The 17,595-nt window shown below is 58.6% G+C and carries 17 protein-coding genes; 2 read left to right on the top strand and 15 right to left on the bottom strand.

All coding sequences use genetic code 11. From position 1 onward, the window contains the following. Positions 1 to 10 precede the first annotated feature (10 nt). The 4 genes from ACZ5C3_RS04905 to ACZ5C3_RS04890 all read right to left on the bottom strand — a co-directional run bounded on the left by ACZ5C3_RS04905 (position 11) and on the right by ACZ5C3_RS04890 (position 5,367). Positions 11 to 1,948: a molybdopterin biosynthesis protein gene (locus ACZ5C3_RS04905; protein ID WP_464035707.1), complete on the bottom strand. Its 1,938-nt coding sequence runs from the start codon at positions 1,946 to 1,948 to the stop codon at positions 11 to 13. A gap of 9 nt (positions 1,949 to 1,957) precedes the next feature. Then, positions 1,958 to 3,082 (bottom strand): molybdopterin-binding protein, encoded by a 1,125-nt coding sequence (locus ACZ5C3_RS04900; protein ID WP_464035706.1) that lies wholly within the window; start codon positions 3,080 to 3,082, stop codon positions 1,958 to 1,960. Positions 3,083 to 3,205: 123 nt separating this feature from the next. Further along, complete coding sequence (locus tag ACZ5C3_RS04895; protein ID WP_464035704.1) at positions 3,206 to 3,394, bottom strand: hypothetical protein; 189 nt, start codon at positions 3,392 to 3,394, stop codon at positions 3,206 to 3,208. 197 nt (positions 3,395 to 3,591) lie between these two features. After that, a complete protein-coding gene (locus tag ACZ5C3_RS04890; protein ID WP_464035703.1) occupies positions 3,592 to 5,367 on the bottom strand; it encodes a cytochrome c biogenesis protein DipZ in 1,776 nt (591 codons plus the stop codon). 333 nt (positions 5,368 to 5,700) lie between these two features. Between ACZ5C3_RS04890 and ACZ5C3_RS04885 the strand changes: the two genes are divergently transcribed. Together ACZ5C3_RS04885 and ACZ5C3_RS04880 are read left to right on the top strand one after the other, a co-directional pair. Then, complete coding sequence (locus tag ACZ5C3_RS04885) at positions 5,701 to 6,441, top strand: response regulator (protein WP_464035701.1); 741 nt, start codon at positions 5,701 to 5,703, stop codon at positions 6,439 to 6,441. Further along, positions 6,438 to 7,778: a sensor histidine kinase gene (locus ACZ5C3_RS04880; RefSeq protein ID WP_464035700.1), complete on the top strand. Its 1,341-nt coding sequence runs from the start codon at positions 6,438 to 6,440 to the stop codon at positions 7,776 to 7,778. Before ACZ5C3_RS04885 ends, ACZ5C3_RS04880 begins: the two co-directional genes overlap by 4 nt. Before the next feature lie 261 nt (positions 7,779 to 8,039). Here ACZ5C3_RS04880 and ACZ5C3_RS04875 read toward each other — a convergent pair whose 3' ends face one another. The 11 genes from ACZ5C3_RS04875 to ACZ5C3_RS04825 form a co-directional block, all read right to left on the bottom strand. Further along, on the bottom strand, positions 8,040 to 8,414 hold the full coding sequence (locus ACZ5C3_RS04875) for a gamma-butyrobetaine hydroxylase family protein (RefSeq protein WP_464035699.1): 375 nt from the start codon (positions 8,412 to 8,414) through the stop codon (positions 8,040 to 8,042). 16 nt (positions 8,415 to 8,430) lie between these two features. Then, the gene (locus tag ACZ5C3_RS04870) at positions 8,431 to 8,649 is read right to left on the bottom strand and encodes a hypothetical protein (RefSeq protein WP_464035697.1); all 219 of its coding nucleotides are present in this window, start codon (positions 8,647 to 8,649) and stop codon (positions 8,431 to 8,433) included. Positions 8,650 to 8,905: 256 nt separating this feature from the next. Then, positions 8,906 to 9,916: a formate dehydrogenase subunit gamma gene (locus tag ACZ5C3_RS04865; RefSeq protein WP_464035695.1), complete on the bottom strand. Its 1,011-nt coding sequence runs from the start codon at positions 9,914 to 9,916 to the stop codon at positions 8,906 to 8,908. 85 nt (positions 9,917 to 10,001) lie between these two features. Then, positions 10,002 to 10,598, bottom strand: a complete 597-nt coding sequence (gene fdh3B, locus ACZ5C3_RS04860) for a formate dehydrogenase FDH3 subunit beta (RefSeq protein ID WP_464035694.1) — start codon at positions 10,596 to 10,598, stop codon at positions 10,002 to 10,004. Positions 10,599 to 10,612: 14 nt separating this feature from the next. Further along, the gene (locus tag ACZ5C3_RS04855) at positions 10,613 to 13,579 is read right to left on the bottom strand and encodes a formate dehydrogenase subunit alpha (RefSeq protein ID WP_464035692.1); all 2,967 of its coding nucleotides are present in this window, start codon (positions 13,577 to 13,579) and stop codon (positions 10,613 to 10,615) included. A 13-nt stretch (positions 13,580 to 13,592) separates the two neighbouring features. Then, the gene (locus ACZ5C3_RS04850; RefSeq protein ID WP_464035690.1) at positions 13,593 to 13,829 is read right to left on the bottom strand and encodes a hypothetical protein; all 237 of its coding nucleotides are present in this window, start codon (positions 13,827 to 13,829) and stop codon (positions 13,593 to 13,595) included. Between the two features lie 40 nt (positions 13,830 to 13,869). Further along, entirely contained in the window at positions 13,870 to 14,652 is a 783-nt protein-coding gene (locus ACZ5C3_RS04845) for a Cro/CI family transcriptional regulator (protein WP_464035689.1), read from the bottom strand. A 114-nt stretch (positions 14,653 to 14,766) separates the two neighbouring features. Continuing rightward, entirely contained in the window at positions 14,767 to 15,468 is a 702-nt protein-coding gene (locus ACZ5C3_RS04840; RefSeq protein WP_464035688.1) for a DUF3306 domain-containing protein, read from the bottom strand. After that, a complete protein-coding gene (locus tag ACZ5C3_RS04835) occupies positions 15,465 to 15,980 on the bottom strand; it encodes a DUF3305 domain-containing protein (protein ID WP_464035687.1) in 516 nt (171 codons plus the stop codon). Before ACZ5C3_RS04835 ends, ACZ5C3_RS04840 begins: the two co-directional genes overlap by 4 nt. Before the next feature lie 24 nt (positions 15,981 to 16,004). After that, a complete protein-coding gene (locus ACZ5C3_RS04830; protein ID WP_464035686.1) occupies positions 16,005 to 17,024 on the bottom strand; it encodes a DUF6352 family protein in 1,020 nt (339 codons plus the stop codon). Beyond that, a complete protein-coding gene (locus ACZ5C3_RS04825; protein ID WP_464038261.1) occupies positions 17,021 to 17,593 on the bottom strand; it encodes a DUF6505 family protein in 573 nt (190 codons plus the stop codon). Before ACZ5C3_RS04825 ends, ACZ5C3_RS04830 begins: the two co-directional genes overlap by 4 nt. Positions 17,594 to 17,595: the final 2 nt, after the last annotated feature.

The raw sequence follows: 17,595 nt of genomic DNA, 5'->3' as shown, positions 1-17,595 counted from the left end.
TATAGCCAACTCAAGCAGGTCTAAATCCCGCGCGTTCGAGGGCCGCACGCGTCTCGTCCGACCTTAGAGAGTCAATAAAAGCCTGAACAGCCGGACGTTCGCGACGAGATGTCACCAGCGCAAAGTCATAGTGTTCTTCCGCAAATGGTATGAAACCAAGTCCGGCTGCCTGAGCAACAGGCGCGATCGTCATGCCCCAGTCAGCCCGTCGTTGCGCCACTGCGGCTGCAACAGCGTTGTGCGATTTTGGTTGATTCCAGTAGCCCTCCGGCCTCGCACCTTCCAAAAGCCGGTCAATCAGGATGCGTGTGCCAGCGCCCTGGTTGCGGTTCACCATGATGCACGACGCATCCGCAAGTGCGGCTCGGATGGCTCCCTTCGCATCAAGCCCTTCAAAACGGCTATCGCCCTTCCGGAAGACGATGCCCTGCATGCGTCGATAGCCCGACATCAATTCAAGGCCGGGGACGAGAAACGAGGCATTGTAAGTGTCGGTCTTGTCATCGAAGAGATGGATCGGCGCAAGATCACATTCCCCGCGCCGCGCAGCCGCCAGTCCGCCCAAACTTCCGACCGAGATCGAACGCACCGAAAGACCTGCCCGTGCCAATGGTGCGGTGACGATATCGAGTCCCGTGCAATGACTGCCGACAATCACCAGATCCGGCACACGCACATGCGGCGTGAACAATGTCACGTCCGCCTCAGTACCAGCCGGCATCTGATCGGCAAGCGCATCGATACGCAAAAATCCATCGGCTTGTGCAAATGCCGTGATCGCGCCCGATCCCTTGCCGGACGGGTAAGCGATCAGGCCATTGTCGCCTTCCACAAGCGAAACCATAACGAATTCGGTACGTCCCAACTCGGACGCGATACGAACGGGCACTTTGGCCTGCACATGCGCGTCCGTGCGCGGCGGCAATCCCGCCAGACGCCGCAACACCGGCACGATCATGTCGTGGAACGTGAACATCGCCGAGGTTGGAAATCCGGGGAGAATAACAACAGGCTTTCCGTCGCAGACCGCGAGACAGAGTGGCTTGCCCGGCTTCAGCGCGACGCCGTGCGCGATGATGCCTGGCTTGCCGAGCCGTCCGATAATCCGGTGTGAAACGTCGCCCGCGCCTTTCGATGTGCCGCCGGACAAAACGAGCATGTCGCAATCAGCGAGCGCCTCCCGCATGGCGGCTTCCAGCCTTGCTTCATCGTCCGGGATAGCGCCCAGGAAGTGCGCTGAACCGCCGTTCTCGTTCACCGCTGCCGTGACGATCGATCCATTGGTGTCATAGATCTGCGCCGGAGAGAGCAGCTTGCCCGGCGAAATAAGTTCATCTCCGGTGGAGAGAATCGCGATCTTCGGCCTTCGCACCACGGAAACCTGCGCGATGCCGCAAGCTGCCAACATGCCGATTTCACGCGAACCGATGATCGTCCCCACCCGCAACAATACCTCGCCACGCGCGATGTCGGAGCCGGCATAGGACACGAATTGTCCCGGAGACACCGAACGCCGCACACCGATGGCACCTTGATTGGGCTGGGTGTGTTCAATCATGACGACAGCATCAGCACCACGCGGGATCGGACCACCGGTCGCGATGGGCGTTGCCGTTCCCGATCCCACCATCAATTGCGGGTCTACACCGCACGCAATGGTTTCACCGTTAAGCGTGAGTCGAACTGGTGCCGTTTCTGCAGCCTGCGCGAGATCCGACGAACGTACGGCAAATCCATCAACATTCGAGCGATCGAACGGCGGCACATCGAGTGGCGCGATCACATCCTCTGCCAATGCGTACCCAAGTGCATCCGACAGCGCACGCTTCTCTGTGGCCAAGGCGCGCGGAAAAAGCGCTTCCTCAAAACGTGCGATTGCATCCTCACGAGAGAGAATTGTGAGGAATTGCTCCTGATCGATGGTGGGAGAAACTGAAGAATTCGTCATTCCGCCAGCTCACACTGTGTCTCGAAGCAGATAAACACTGCAAAGCGCCCCAGCTGCATATCCCTCGCTCCGGCCCGGAACAACAACCCAGGCATCCGCAGCCGACAAACTGCCGAGAGAAAGATCGCTGATCGAGAGCGGCAGCCACTTTGCTTCTTCTCGCTTCAGTAAGACGACGTCAGCCATACCGGGTCCTGATGAAATCTTGAGTGCCAAAGGCAGCGTTTCTGAAGATATATGCCGCCCTGAGAGCCGATCCAACACCGGCAGCGCCATTGCCCACCACGCTGCAAGCGCCTGATCAGGCGCCCCAGGCAAGGCAACAATGGGACATCGTCCGATCCGGCCAATGGCTGTTGTACGGCCGGGCTGCAGCGCAATGCCATGCGCCAAAAGTGCGTTTTTCTCTGCAAGCGCGGCGACTGTCGCATCGGTGTGCCCGACACCGGTTCCACCAATGATCAGCAGCATGTCGCAAGCTGTCTCATCCAGCTCGCTTGCGATCGATTTCGCATCACGCCCGGCGGCCTCAACGTAAACAACATCGGCGCCGACACGGCGCACCGCATCCGCGATAAGCGCGTTCGTCAATGAATTACCTGTCGCTGGCGGCACATTCACGATCCGCACCCGTGGGCGACAGATTGCCAATTTCTCTAGACCGATGGCCCTTGCAATGACAAGATCGAGCGGACCTAATATCTTGCCCCCTGGCAAGGTCACGCTTCCAGCTTTCAGTTCTTCGCCGATCCGCCTGACTCCAGCGCCGGGAATCGCCTCAGATATGATTTGCACAATGGGACCTGTCTGCTCGAGCAACTCCGGCTCAAGCACGCAATCACATCCAGCGGGAAGAGGATCGCCATTCTCGACCCAGGGCGGCAGTTCATTCAGCAAGACCGGTGAATAGGCTGTCGCTCCGACCAGATCTTGCGAACGGAGCGCCCAGCCGTCGCGTATCGCAGTATTCTGTGCCGGATAAGGTCCGTTCACCGACAATGTCTGGGCCAAAACACATCCAAGCGCCTCTGATGCCGGCACATCATGCGGCTCAACAGGTTCGCAGCCTTCCAAAAGCCGGCTCAATGCCTCTTCAAGGGAGATCAAAGAGCCGGTCGCGGGTCGAGGGTTCATCGCTGACAATTGCACAATCGGGAATGAGTGTTCGGTTTCCCCACTCTACCCGCGATCACCTCCAATCATCACTTAAATTCTGCAAAGCGGCCCCCGGCGGCGGCACTTCATTTTTTTGTGCATCTACCGGAAACGACCCACGGTCCTCGAAATCCGGTGCGCCATCACCGCCGCCGGCAAGCTCCATATCGTGAGGTGCAGCTTGATCTGATCCATGACGTCCACGCTCGGCAGGGCGATGCGAAGTAATCCGCCGAGCAGACCAAGCAACTCGGTTGAGACACCATGACGCAACTCCGCGGCAAGTATCATCAGGATCGGTTGAGCAACTAGTGTCCCGAATCCAAGTCCGCCCGATCGTGCAGCGCGCTCTGTAGCGGACTTGGATTCGATAGGACACTAGTAAATCTATGATTCTAGTGTGGTTCAGGTTCAGAAGTTCGCTAGAAGGGCTCGCAGGAAAAATCGAGCGAACTTCTGAACCACCACACTAGGCACATCGTACGCCCCTACCCGAACGTAAACACGAAAGCCTCGACGCCGGGATCGAGAAAGCGGACTTCGAACGTCCTCGCCTTCACCTCACCCGCCTGACGCACGAGCTGATAAAGACGGGTTTGTCTGACTGTCCCGTTGCCGTCAGCGTCGATATCCGATCCGTGGCTTTCTCCCGGCGGCTTGCCGTCAATCTTGACCTGAAAGCGCACCGGCTTGCCGTCAGGACGTGATCCCAGAACCAGATGCAGATCACGTGCGCTGAATCTGTAGGCGATGCCGCCGCCTTCCCGATTAAGCGTCGCAAGCTCGGGCCCGACGGTCCAATTGCCGGTCAGGCCCCACTCGTTAAGCCCAGGCGCCGCCGACGTGTAATCCCGGGCCACGTCGCTTCGCAGGCCTCCGGGCGATACGAAGTCCGACGCACGCTCATAGCCGATATAGGTTTCGGACGACCCAACGTGGCCGAGGTCGGGCGCGGCTTGCGCGCCCTTGGCGTCTGGTTTGACGAGATCTCTCTCAGCCTTCGGGTTTCCGGCTTCAGCCAGCAGTTGCTGGATGACCTCTTCGGTCTTGTCGTAGTTGCCCTCACCGAAGTGATGATACCGGATCTGTCCCTTGGCATCGGCGATATAGAGCGCCGGCCAGTAATTGTTCTGGAAGGCACGCCAGATCTTGAAGTTATTGTCCACCGCAATTGGGAAACCAAGCTTGAAATCCTCGACCGCCTTTTTGACATTGCCGATGTTCTTCTCGAAGGCGAATTCCGGTGCATGCACACCGATCACGACAACGCCCTGATCCTTATACTTTTCGGCCCAGGCACGAGTGTAAGGAATGGAGCGAATGCAGTTGATGCAGGAATAGGTCCAGAAATCGACCAGCACGACCTTGCCACGCAGCTGTTCGACCGTGAGCGGCTGCGAGTTGAGCCACTCGACCGCACCATCAAGCGACGGCAACTGACCTTCCACCGGCAGCATGCTGCGAAGCTGCGACCGCGGTTCATTGGATGCCACCATCATGCTGTTACCTTCAGTCACACCGGACGCCGGCTTCGTCTTGTTCGTGTTGAACGCGTCGAGCAATGTCTGCTCGAACTTACCCGTGCTGACGCTGGAGAGACGCGCGAGAAAACCGGTGTCGGCACCCAATCCGATCGCAACAACACCGCCGAGCACGGCGATACCAAGACCGCGACGCACCCATTCACCCGCGCCCAATGACTGCTTCATGGCCGTGAAAACACGTCCGCCGATCAGGAGGGCAATCGCGAGCGAGGTCGCAGCACCGGCGGCATAGGCCACGAGCAGCAACGTGGTCTGCACGTTTGCACCCTGAAGAGCGGCACCGGTCAGCACCAGTCCAAGGATCGGCCCGGCGCAAGGAGCCCAGAGCAAGCCGGTCGCGATGCCGAGCAGCAGTGAACTCCCCATTGTTACGGCCGATTGCGATCCAGTCGTTGCATTCGACAGTCGATTTCCGAGGCCGACGATAGGTCGCGTCAAAACGCTGGCAAGCTGCGGAGAGAGCAATGTCACGCCAAACGCGGCCAGCATTGTAATGGCAATGTATCGGCCATATTCATTGGCGTGGATCGCCCAGCTGCCGCCGACTGCGGCGAGTGTGGCGACAACAGCAAACGTCAGCGCCATGCCAACCAGCATCGGCAACGTGCTCTTGAGGAACGGCTGTTCCGCCCGCGCAAAGACGAAAGGAAGCACGGGCAAAATGCAGGGACTGAGGATCGTCAGTACGCCTCCAAGATAGGCAACAACCAGAAGGATCATTATCGCGCTCCGTGAAGTGAATGGTGGTGCGCCGAGACACCATGGCCGACCAGCCAGTCACGGCATCAAGCGATGCGGAGGTATCCTGGATGTGTCCTGAAACGAGGAAAATGTAACGAAGTGTTCTGCTGAGGCGGGCCTGTACATTCCGATACAAAAACCAACCCAACACCTCGTCTCCGGACCGGATGACCGGCCATTTCAACAATTTGGTGCGCCAGTGTGTCCGGCCGCCAAGTGGATACATTGGCTTACAATTCCCCGGACCGGCCTTACCCATCCGCCGGAAATTGATGCTAAATCACCGGACATCCGAACTGAAGGTGGAGCGCGATGGATCACGTTGATCACATCCTGATTGTCGATGACGACCGCGAGATCCGCGAGCTGGTATCGAGCTATCTCAAGAAGAATGGCCTGCGCGTCAGCCTTGCCGCCGATGGCCGGCAGATGCGGGCATTCCTGGAGACCGATTCCGTCGATCTGATCGTGCTCGATATCATGATGCCAGGCGACGACGGCCTGGTTCTCTGCCGCGAACTGCGTGCCGGCAAACACAAGGCCACGCCAATCCTGATGCTGACGGCGCGATCGGACGAGACCGATCGCATTGTCGGGCTGGAGATGGGCGCAGATGATTATTTGCCAAAGCCATTTGCTGCGCGGGAACTGCTTGCGCGCATCAAGGCGGTCCTGCGCCGCACCCGCATGCTGCCTCCCAATCTGCAGGTCACAGAGGTTGGCCAGTTACTAGCCTTTGGTGACTGGCAGCTCGACACCACCGCACGACATCTACTCGATAAAAACGGCACCGCGATTGCCCTTAGTGGTGCCGAATACCGCCTGTTGCGCGTGTTCGTCGATCATCCGCAGCGCGTCCTCAATCGCGACCAGCTCCTGAACCTGACACAAGGCCGAGAGTCAGAGCTGTTTGATCGCTCCATCGACCTGCTTGTCAGCCGCCTGCGTCAGCGCCTGAATGACGATGCACGGGAGCCCGCCTACATCAAGACCGTTCGTAGCGAGGGCTACGTCTTCGCCGTTCCGGTCGAAATCCGCGAGAGCCGGCAATGAGCGCGACGGCTGCATTGCAACGGCTCCAGCTCTGGCCTCGGACTCTAGGAGCAAGGCTTTTCCTGATCCTGCTCACCGGCTTGATCATTGCGCACGCGTTGTCGTTCAGCGCTCTGTTTCTGGAGCGCTACATGACAGCCAAGACAATGATGCTTGGTACATTGGAGAGGGACGTCGCGACCTCGATCGCTATACTGGATCGTTTGCCGGCGAATGAGCGCGCCGATTGGGTGGCGCGGCTCGACCGCGGAACCTATCGGTTTGTACTCGGCTCAGGTCTCGCCGGCATTCCAGACATGAGCCAGCGCGGCGCGGAGATCGCTTCAAAGATACGGGAAGCTGTCGGCCACCGTTATCCCATCACCGTTGAATCCATTCCGGGTGATGGCAAACGTCTTCAAGCCCATGTCACCTTGAGCGATGGCAGCCCACTGACGATCGACGTCAATCCCGCCCTCATGCCGGTGGCGCAATGGCTGCCATACGTGCTCGTCGCTCAGCTCGCTCTCCTCATCCTGTGCTGCTGGTATGCCGTCCGACTGGCCATCCGTCCGCTAGTAAATTTTGCCAACGCTGCCGATGCACTGGACCCGAACAAGAAAGCGCCGCGGCTGAGCGAAACCGGGCCACGCGAGGTCGCCCATGCCGCTAGTGCATTTAATAAAATGCGGGATCGCATTGCGGATTACCTCGAAGAGCGAGTCCAGATTCTCGCTGCGATTTCCCATGACCTTCAGACACCCATCACCCGCATGAAGCTCCGGGCCGAACTCGCCGAGGATGGCACCAGCAAAGAAAAGCTTCTGCAGGATCTCGGCCAGATCGAGCAGCTTGTCCGCGAGGGCATTGCCTATGCACGCAGTGCTCACGGCACTGCCGAGAAGTTCGCGAGAATGGATATCGACTCGTTCCTGCAAAGCCTCGTCTATGATTATCAGGATGTTGGAAGTGCAGTGAGCCTCACCGGCAGCACGCATGCGCAGATCACCTCAAAGCCTCACGCTCTGCGGCGCATTCTTGGCAACCTCATCGACAATGCCTTGAAGTTCGGAGGCTCTGCGGCCGTTTCGGTGGAGACGCGAAACGGCAAAGACATTCTGATCAAGGTGAAGGATAACGGCCCTGGCATCCCGGAGAATGAGCTTCAAGCGGTACTTCAACCGTTTTATCGCCTGGAGCGATCGCGCAGTCGCGACACGGGCGGCACGGGCCTTGGCCTTGCGATCGCCCACCAGCTTGCGCAAGCGATCGGCGGATCATTGACCTTGAGCAACCATCCCGACGGAGGGATGGTCGCAACTGTTTTGCTGACAAGTGCAGACGACCGGGTGAATTGAGTTCTCCGGTCGCCTGACTAATTTGAACAGAGCAGTCCCCTTACTTACTTTCTCACTGCGGGCGCGTTGTCAGCGCCGCGGTATGCAAATTTGGCGCCGTAGAAAGGCTCTCGGCGAGACAACGGACCACCTGCTCAGCGACATGACACGGCGGCGCGACACGAAGACAGCCAAGCGCCGCTTTTAGCTATGGCTGGCGATGCGATCGCTATCGGCACAGTACCAAGACGAGACGCGGCGGTGCGCACTGCGTCAAGCCAGTTAACGAACACCGGGCTTGTCGCGGTCGAGGGCTTTGGCAGCGAGATCGTCGAGGTACTCTTGAAAGCGCACTGCGCTGTTGACGCCAAGGTCATGCAGAAAAGCCCAGGAGTAAATTCCGGTGTTGTGCATGTCGTCGAAGCCGATCCGGACCGCGTAGTTTCCAACCGGATCGACTGAGAGAATGGCGACGTTACGCTTGCCGCCGACGGTCTTTCGTTCGGCTTCGGAATGACCTTGAACCTCGGCCGAAGGGCTGGTCACGCGGAGCAGTTCCGCCGGGAGAGCGAAGCTCGTGCCATCGTCAAACGTAATGTTCAGCGAACGCCTGTCTTTCGCGAGGCGAAGTTCGACAGGCCAGACGGGATTGCTCAAGCGACGGCCCTCCCCATCATGACATCTCTTGCAGCGCACGCGTTTCGTGCCCCAAGGGGGCGTGCGGCGCAAGCGCGACAATGGATAGCTTGCTTTGCCCGAAGCTCAGGCCCATAAAATGGAACTGCCAAATACTTTGACTGTCGAGTGTTTGATAGAGGAATGCCATGAAGACTTTTATTGTCGCATTGGTTTTCGCGGGTCTATCGGCCGCCGCAGTGTCGGTGTTGCTCAACAAGTTTCAGGAGCCCGGCTACGTTGCTTTCTCAACAAGCGGAGCTCGTGTTGGGGATCCTGGCCACAACCTGGTTGGATCTAACTGGTCAGGAGAAAACAACCCTGCAAAGTCCTGAGAAGGGATCGCGTCGAGCGTGCAGCCCTCGTAGGCTCGCAGAATCCTATCTATCCGTGTGTTGAACTCCGACGCTCAAAGGGACCACTCAGCCACGCTTGATGGTCCCTTTATGCTGATGGCCGCGTAGAATACCTAGCTACTCTGCGGGCATCGCCCGCGTGCTTCCTGTATCAGACACGTGGCCTTTTTCTTCCTCCTCCTCGACCCAGAGCGAGTGATGCTGCTCGGCCCAGTTGAGATCGACTTCGCCCGTGCCCATCGCTTCGAACGCGCCCTCCATCCCAACCGTGCCTATGTAGATGTGGGCCAAAATCCCTGCGATGAAGAGCATCGCAATCACGGCATGAACGACGGTCCAGATCTGCAGCACCGTCACGTTCGCTGGAATATAGGGGAACAGCAAGAACCAGCCGGAGACCGACATCAGCGCACCGCCGATGATGACCATCCAGAAGACCCCCTTCTGGCCGGCATTGAAGCGCTTGGCCGGCGGATGTTCGCCGTTCTTCAATAGGCCGCCGCCCTTTTTGAGCCATATGAAATCAAGTTTGCCGGGGATGTTGTCCTTGATCCAGATGAAGAACATCAGAACGAGGCCCAGCATGAACGGGAATGCAAGATAGTTGTGTGCGATCTTGCCCCACGCGGTCAGCGTGGAGAACGCATCGGGGCCAAACACCGGCAAAATAAGTACGCGACCGAAGCTGATGTTCAGGCCCGACAGCGCGAGAATGACGAAGCATGTTGCGGTCATCCAGTGCGTGAAGCGCTCGAAGCTCGCAAAGCGGAGAATCTTGATTCCGGAAAAGCCGCGCTCAACACGAATGCGCCCTCGCACCGCCAGGAAGATCGCCAATAGCGCCAGCATGCCAATGATGGCGACGCCGCCGATGACCGGAAGCTTGTAGCGCTGAAAGTCGCGCCAATCGCGACCGGCCGGCTGGATCAGGCTGGACGCCATCGGGTCCGGGATGGTGATCCGGCCTGTGATCTTCTCACCCTCCTTGAGGGATTTGAGAAGCTGGTCCTCGTGAACGGCGTCTGCGGTAGGTTTGAAGGATATTTGTGCGGCAACAGGCTGCGCGAACACGAACAGCAGCGCGATGGCGGCACATACGGCCCTGAGGGTTGAGAGCGAGATCGACATCGGCACAACCTTCCCATTTCCATTCGAGAATGAACGTCGAGTTTGCGGTCGAAGGCCACTGAACGGCTTCCGCACGTGCTCTGCGCTAACCAGTCGGTGAATCGCTGTAGGCCGTCTTCCAACCCCACATGCCCGAACCGTAGCCACGCTTCATCACACGCTCTTTGTAGATCTCCGCGATAATGGCGCCGTCACCTGCAAGCAGCGATTTGGTGGAGCACATTTCGGCGCAGAGGGGCAGCTTGCCTTCCGCGAGACGATTGGCGCCGTACTTTGCGTATTCGGCGGCTGAGAAATCCGGCTCCGGACCGCCTGCACAATAGGTGCACTTATCCATCTTACCGCGGGAGCCGAAGTTTCCGACCTTCGGATACTGCGGCGCGCCGAACGGACAAGCGTAGAAGCAGTATCCGCAACCGATGCAGAGATCCTTCGAGTGAAGAACGACGCCGTCTGCCGTGGTATAGAAACACGACACCGGGCAAACAGCCGCACAGGGCGCATCCGTGCAGTGCATGCAGGCCATCGACACCGAGCGTTCGCCAGGCTTGCCGTCATTGATGGTCACGACACGGCGGCGATTGATGCCCCAAGGCACCTCATGCTCGTTCTTGCAGGCCGTCACACAGGCATTGCACTCGATACAACGGTCGGCATCACAAAGAAATTTGACGCGAGCCATCTTCTATTCTCCTCTCACGCCGTCTGGATCTGGCAGAGGCAAACTTTTCCCTCATGCATACCTGTTACCGGGTCGTATCCGTAGCCCGTGATCGTGTTAGCGCTTTCGCCAAGCACGATCGGATCGCATCCCTTCGGATAGTTGCCACGCTGATCGACCCCCTGGAACCAGCCACTGAAGTGGAAGGGCATATACGCAACGCCCTTTCCAACACGATCCGTAACCAGAGCCTTCATGCGGGCCTTTGAACCGTTTTCCGGACCGGTGACCCAAACCCACCCGCCATCCTTGATACCGCGTTCGGCGGCATCGGACGTATTGACCTCAACGAACATGTCCTGCTGCAATTCGGCCAGCCAACGGTTCGAACGTGTCTCTTCACCGCCGCCCTCGTATTCAACGAGACGACCGGTGGTGAGGATGATCGGGAATTGCTTTGCAAGACCCTTGTCCACCGCCGCCTTCTGAATCGAGAAGCCGAGATTGGCCATGCGGAACTGACGCCCGTCCGGCCGCGTCGGATACTTTGCAACGAGTTCAGGACGCGGTGAATAGATCGGCTCACGGTGAACCGGGACCGGGTCCGGAAGATTCCACGCCACCGCACGGGCCTTGCCGTTTCCGTAAGCCATCACGCCGTGATTAAGCGTGACGCGGATGATGCCGCCAGACAGATCAACCGCCCAGCCTACGCTATCCGGATTGTTGCCGCCGATCTTGTTGATGGTAGCGAGTTCGCCTTCAGTGAGATCCTTGTCCCAGCCGAGTTTCTTCAGCACGCCGTACGTGAACTCGGGGTAACCGTCGGTCAGCTCCGAGCCTTTGCTGTAGGACCCTTCGGCCAAAAGATTGACGTTCTTGACCGAACCGTCGGGCTGTTTTTCTTCGTAGACGACGCCGAAGCGCGCACGGAACGTCCCGCCACCATCCTTCACATGAAGATTGGTGTTGTAGAGCGTATGCGTCCCGGGGTGCTTGATCTGCGGTGTGCCCCAGCACGGCCACGGCAGGCCGTAGTAGTCGCCGCCGATCTCCGGCTCGTCGGCCTTTGCGCGCAGCGTCACCAGATCGAACTTGCCTTGGTTCTTCATGTGCGCCTTCAGGCGCTCCGGAGACTGGCCGGAATAGCCGGTCGAGAAACCGCCTCGGTTGATTTCCCGCAGCAGGTCCTCGGGCGACGGGCGATTGTTCTCCACCTTGATGTTCTTGAACATCGGCTCGGCGAATCCGAGTTTCTTCGAAAGCAAGTAGATAATTTCGTAATCATCCTTCGATTCAAAGATCGGCTTGACGACCTGTTCGCCCCACTGCAACGAGCGGTTCGAGGCAGTTCGTGAGCCCGAGGTCTCGAACTGAGTACAGGCCGGCAAGAGGTAAGTGCCGTTCTTGCGGTTCGAGATCGCAGCAAACGTCGTCGGATGCGGATCGGCGACCACCAGCAATTCGAGCTTCTCGAGGCCCTTCACCATCTCTGTCATGCGTGGAATGGTGTTGCCGCCATGGCCCATGATGACCACGCCCTTGACGACGTCCCGCTGATCGACCTCGTCGGGGTTTGCAAGCGTCGCATCGAACCAGCGGGTCCATGGGATGCCTGGCAACTCCATATTTTGCTTGCGCGTGCGAGCTGGACGGCCAGCCTTGGCCGGCACTTCATCGAATCGCGACTGGAAGTAGTCGTAGTCGACTTCCCAGACACGAGCCCAGTGCTTCCAGGCGCCCTCCACCAGACCGTAGTAGAGCGGCAGCGAGGTGATATCGAGACCGATATCGGTCGCGCCCTGCACGTTGCAATGGCCGCGGAAAATGTTGGCGCCCGTACCAAAGGAGCCGACATTTCCGGTTGCGAGCAACAATGTACAGTAAGCGCGCACGTTCGCGGTGCCGACGGTGTGTTGCGTTCCGCCCATACACCAGATGAGCGTGGCCGGCTTCACCTTCGCGAAGGTTTCGGCAACCTTCTTCATCTGTTCGATGGGAATGCCAGTAACCCGCTCGACCTCATCCGGCGTCCATTTGGCAACCTCGGCACGAATTTGATCCATGCCGTAGACGCGTTGAGCGATGAATTGCTTGTCTTCCCAGCCATTCGCAAAGATATGATGCAGCATGCCCCAGATCACGGCGATATCTGTGCCGCCCCGGAACCGGATGTACTCCGTCGCATGTGCAGCGGTGCGCGTGAAACGCGGATCCAGAACGAAGACGTTGGCGCGGTTGATTTCTTTGCCTGTCAGGATGTGCTGCATCGATACCGGATGCGCTTCAGCTGCGTTCGATCCCATGAAGACGATCGTCTTCGAATTGCGAATGTCGTTGTAGGAGTTTGTCATGGCACCGTAGCCCCATGTATTGGCTACGCCCGCGACAGTCGTCGAGTGACAGATGCGCGCCTGATGGTCGATCGAATTCGTGCCCCAGAACGCCGCAAACTTACGGAACAGGTACCCTCCTTCGTTGGAGAATTTCGCCGAGCCGAGAAGGTACATGGAGTCCGCACCAGACTTCCCGCGGATCTCCATCATCTTGTCGCCGATCTCATTGATGGCCTGATCCCATGCGATCTTCTGCCATTCGCCGTTGACCAGCTTCATCGGGTATTTCAGTCGGCGGTCGCCGTGCACCAATTCGCGGACCGACGCACCCTTGGCGCAGTGCGACCCGCGATTGATCGGGCTATCCCACCCCGGCTCCTGGCCAACCCAGACGCCGTTCTGAATCTCGGCGATCACCGTGCAGCCGACCGAGCAATGCGTGCAGATGTTCTTTCTGACTTCGGTCGGTGCACCGACAACCATCGGACCGGCTTGCGCCTTGCGCACCGATCCGAGCGGCGCCAGTCCGATTGCCGCTCCTGCACCCGCAACCAGACCGGAGCGGCGCAGAAATGTACGGCGATCGAGAACGCCTGAAGCCAATCCAGCGGCCATGCCTTGCAACCGCGGGCGGCCTGCTGATCCTTCCCTTCGCTTGATCAACATGTGCGTGCTTCCATCAATAGCGATTGACGCGATAAAAGGTCTTGACCTCATCAGAGAGCCTGTAACGGGCCTTGACGCGTTCGGCTTGCGACTCGCTGTCTGCTTCTGCCTCGCTGCCGGTCATTGGAACGATCGCTGCGGCCGCGACGGCTGATCCACCCATCATGAAGAAACGACGGCGATCGAGCCCTCTTTTATTCGGGGTCGTGCTCTCACTCTTAGGCACTTGGCTCTTGGAGGGCTTGCTCATTGCGATCTCCTTCCAATCGAGTTCAGTTTTGCCTTCCGTGTTACTCCGACAGCGTGAAGGCTTCCGATTCGAGCTCCATAAACACGCGGCCTAAGCGACCGACCGCGCGATAGAATCTTGCGGATTTAGACACCTCGAGGTCAGCGAACATTCGCGCGCCCCACGGTTTGAGATGCCGCTCGAAAAACCGCGCCTGCATGGCGAAATCTGCGTCGAACGCGCCGCGCGCAAGGTTGGCCATAACTTCGAGCAGGATCGCGATGTGATCCTCAGGCTCACGTGACGGACCTGCCCGCTCGATCCCGAGTAGATCGAAGTCTTCGCGGACGCGCGCCAAGGGACGTTCGTGAAGAAAGCCGGTCAGGTAATATGACGCATAGGGCAGCACCTCGCCGCGACCCAGGCCGATAAACAGATCGAAGAATTCCCTGCTGACGGCGCGCTCATCCATCTCCGCCGCCGCGGCAAGTTCGACATGCGCCATACCAAGATCCGACGCGTCGCCTTTGAGCGTGACAACTCGCGCCAACGTCGCAGCATCGGGAGCCTTGCCGAGCAGCAGAGACAGCAAATCGTACTCAGCCGCGCGAAGCTGATCGATTTCATCAATTTTGAATGATGACACGTCAGCCCCCGCTGACCCGTAGAGATCGGGACGAAGTATGAAACGCGGGATGCTGGTCAGCGCCTCAATGGTGAGAACCCGGTCTGCCGGAATGCGTGACCACGTCGATACCGACGGCTGCGAAATACCAACAGCTCTCGCCAGCGACGCAACGCCGCCCGCCACTTTGATTGCTTGCTCTAAACCTGCGTCTCGCATGGTACGAACCGAGTTCCCCCGCCCGTGCCTTCAAACCAGGCATCTACTTCGCCTAGAACTATTATAGTTCTAAAGCTACTCCATAGGTTCGTCCTATGTCTAAGAATCGTTGAGTTAAATCCTTGGTTTAGCAGTGCCATGTCGTCGCACCTGTTGTTGCGGTGCATTGAGCTCGGCGGATCTTGCAACCTGGGAACTTTCAACCTGAACTTGTTTCGGATTCTCGTTTCCTGCCATTACGGAAATTGGATCTGCTGGGGAGTCAGACACACTCAAGTGCTGCGCGGATAGATCTGGCTGCACACCTTGCGGTGCATCGATACCAGCATTCCCGCTCGCAAGTTCAGTTGTATCGCGGTGCGGTAAGGCATCATCCACGTCTGATGTCCCGAGATCGCTACCCATGATTTGCCGCACCATTTTCGCAATATCGGTGCCAGCCTCGAGTTCGCCGCTCCCAGGCACACCGCCCGGCGTATTCCAATCGTATGCGTAGTCGAGCGCGGGATTCACGTAATTGCGGATCGCGGGGTCCAATGCCCAAGCCTTTCGCAAGGCCGCATTACGCAGACTCTCGGGTACGCCCTTGTGCAAGAACATTCTGATGTCGGTGACTTCCGTGATGTCTTCCAACTTCGGCAGGCTCGAAAGATCAAACGGCTCCTCGGCAACGCCTTCTGAAGTCAGCTCAGCCGCATTGTCCGCCTCTTCAGACACCTTTGCAGCCACAACGCCGGTGTCTTGGAGTTTTGCCTCGCGCTTACGTTGCGACCAGCGCGACAGAAAGTCCTTGTCGTTTTGTTCGTCCTGACTCATGCGCCATCCTTCAGGGAGCCGGGCGGATTTTCATCAGGCTTGCGATCGACATTTGCCCGATCACGCTTCCGCTTTTGGAAGACGTGCTCGACATGAAACTTATCGACAAAGGCAGCGACCCAGGATGCGATGTCAGGCGGCATAGGGACTGTGCCGATCACATCGGTGCCGCTCTCAAACATCGCTTCTCCCTCGGCCGGATCGGCGGTCACCTTCGTCAATTCAAGCTCCGGGCCACCGCCCTGACGCCGAAGCGCGACCCATATCTGAGGGGCGCCATCAGAAAGATTGTCGCGATAGTTAGCCGTCTCTGCGCGGAACAGTTCGATCGTCGCGCAGCCGGCATAATACAGTGTTGCATCAGACTCTTGCGACAGCACTGTCCAGGGCGCAGTCGAAGGCACGTCTTCGAGAATCGTCACCGGCGACCACATATGATCAATCCAGGGATTATCGATAACGCGACGGCGAAGCACCACGCCGACTTCACGGGACGCTTCGGTCATTGTCATGGTTGACCTCCCGCTGCTGACAAATCATGCGACATTCGCTGCCGACACAAGCGGCAAACCGACGACGAGATTTTGTGGTTTCAGACGCACCGTTTTGTCCGCGTCCATCGCCAGAATGAGATAGATCGGTTGAGTCCCGACGCGCTCATCAACGAAGCGCGCATCTTCAAAGGTCAGCCGCATCAGAGCAACGATCCGCGCTCCAGCGTCTGACCCCAGCGCGCCGTCGTTCCATAAGGCATTTCCTATTCGCGTGCCGTCGCTGTCGAGGCCGACAAACCAGCGCCAGTCTTGATCCTCGATCGAAGCGATCGATTCAACCTTCACGGCGACACCCAGGAGATGGGCGATCCAGCGTTCGATCACCCGGCTCAGCCCGTCGCGCGCCTTGGGATTACTGCCGAGATTCATCGCCATTGCATGCGCATCCGAGTGCGACCAATAAGTCCAGGCGTTGTCGTCATCCATGACGTCCATTTCGCCGAACGCTTGCGGCTGCAGCATTGCGGTCAACGGCGACGAATGAAGGTCCTGTTGCGCGTTGTACTGCGCCTCAACGATCTCGGCATCAGCCAGCAATAGCGAGCCCTCGTGAACCGTGGCCTTCTGGCTGCGATAGAAGAGTTCTGCTGCGCGCAGCACGTAAGGGTCATCGCATCCATCAAGTGCGTTACGCAGAATCAGGTGGCACAATTGCGAGAGAAAAATCGGCGGCATGTCGCCCGTGCCGTTGCGGGCGAGTGATACGTATACCGCCTCAAGCGAAGGCGCAGCGATAAGCCGATCGCGAAATGCGATCATAAATGTCCAGTTCTCGCGAGCATCGCCATCCGCAAGCGCGGCAATGTCGGCTGTTGAAACTGGACGAAGCGGGTCAGCCAGCAGGCTCGCATGCAGGTTGCGCTCGGCATCGCACGCGTCATCGGGCGGCATCAACTCCGGACGCGCCAGATAGGCCATGATCAACTCAGGCGTCGCAATCAGTCCGCCGTTGTCGGTACGGCGCGTAAGATGGTGACCCGAAGCGACCCAGAATTCTTTCATGCACCGTCCGCCTTGATACGTTCGGTTTTTGTCAGTTCGAGAAGGTTGACCTCCTCGGCCGGCTCATCACCCTCAACCTCGTGAAACGTAAAGGCGGGTGCGTGGCTGTGCAATCGATCCGCGCCCGGTTCTCCTGCGCGGGGCTTAAGCGTGCGGAAGCGCTCGCGGATTTCACCGCCGTCAACGGTTCGCTGCACTGCCAAAATCGTCTGCGGCGAATGATCGCACAACGATGAAGCGAAGGTGACCTCTTCCTCGGCCGCTGCGCGCGCAGCCTCCATATCCGGCGCGCCAAAGTTCGCGACCAGATGCGCGGCGAGCCGTTCGACGATCGCGGATCGCTCGGCCTCAGTGACCTCGGTCACGACGGCCAGTGTGGACCATCCGAGACTGTCAACACCGAGGAAGCCGGAGCGCAATGCAACGCGCTGTTTCTGTCCGAGCGTTGCGGGATCGCAATTCCAGAACACGAACGCGCCCGATACAGCCCATTCGCCGGGTTCAGCGGCGTGGTCAAACACAAACGTGTCCGACGGATCGAGCCTGATTGTGCGCGGAAGTTTCATGATCC

Source organism: Afipia dichlorophenoxyacetatis (assembly GCF_055386385.1).
This window is presented reverse-complemented; position numbering and strand designations above follow the sequence as displayed.

What these genes read in the sequence shown, in the direction of transcription:
- ACZ5C3_RS04905 (WP_464035707.1), bottom strand. Translation starts at nt 1,948, where the DNA reads ATGACGAATTCTTCAGTTTCTCCCACCATCGATCAGGAGCAATTCCTC.
- ACZ5C3_RS04900 (WP_464035706.1), bottom strand. Translation starts at nt 3,082, where the DNA reads ATGAACCCTCGACCCGCGACCGGCTCTTTGATCTCCCTTGAAGAGGCA.
- ACZ5C3_RS04895 (WP_464035704.1), bottom strand. Translation starts at nt 3,394, where the DNA reads ATGATACTTGCCGCGGAGTTGCGTCATGGTGTCTCAACCGAGTTGCTT.
- ACZ5C3_RS04890 (WP_464035703.1), bottom strand. Translation starts at nt 5,367, where the DNA reads ATGATCCTTCTGGTTGTTGCCTATCTTGGAGGCGTACTGACGATCCTC.
- ACZ5C3_RS04885 (WP_464035701.1), top strand. Translation starts at nt 5,701, where the DNA reads ATGGATCACGTTGATCACATCCTGATTGTCGATGACGACCGCGAGATC.
- ACZ5C3_RS04880 (WP_464035700.1), top strand. Translation starts at nt 6,438, where the DNA reads ATGAGCGCGACGGCTGCATTGCAACGGCTCCAGCTCTGGCCTCGGACT.
- ACZ5C3_RS04865 (WP_464035695.1), bottom strand. Translation starts at nt 9,916, where the DNA reads ATGTCGATCTCGCTCTCAACCCTCAGGGCCGTATGTGCCGCCATCGCG.
- fdh3B (WP_464035694.1), bottom strand. Translation starts at nt 10,598, where the DNA reads ATGGCTCGCGTCAAATTTCTTTGTGATGCCGACCGTTGTATCGAGTGC.
- ACZ5C3_RS04855 (WP_464035692.1), bottom strand. Translation starts at nt 13,579, where the DNA reads ATGTTGATCAAGCGAAGGGAAGGATCAGCAGGCCGCCCGCGGTTGCAA.
- ACZ5C3_RS04850 (WP_464035690.1), bottom strand. Translation starts at nt 13,829, where the DNA reads ATGAGCAAGCCCTCCAAGAGCCAAGTGCCTAAGAGTGAGAGCACGACC.
- ACZ5C3_RS04845 (WP_464035689.1), bottom strand. Translation starts at nt 14,652, where the DNA reads ATGCGAGACGCAGGTTTAGAGCAAGCAATCAAAGTGGCGGGCGGCGTT.
- ACZ5C3_RS04840 (WP_464035688.1), bottom strand. Translation starts at nt 15,468, where the DNA reads ATGAGTCAGGACGAACAAAACGACAAGGACTTTCTGTCGCGCTGGTCG.
- ACZ5C3_RS04835 (WP_464035687.1), bottom strand. Translation starts at nt 15,980, where the DNA reads ATGACAATGACCGAAGCGTCCCGTGAAGTCGGCGTGGTGCTTCGCCGT.
- ACZ5C3_RS04830 (WP_464035686.1), bottom strand. Translation starts at nt 17,024, where the DNA reads ATGAAAGAATTCTGGGTCGCTTCGGGTCACCATCTTACGCGCCGTACC.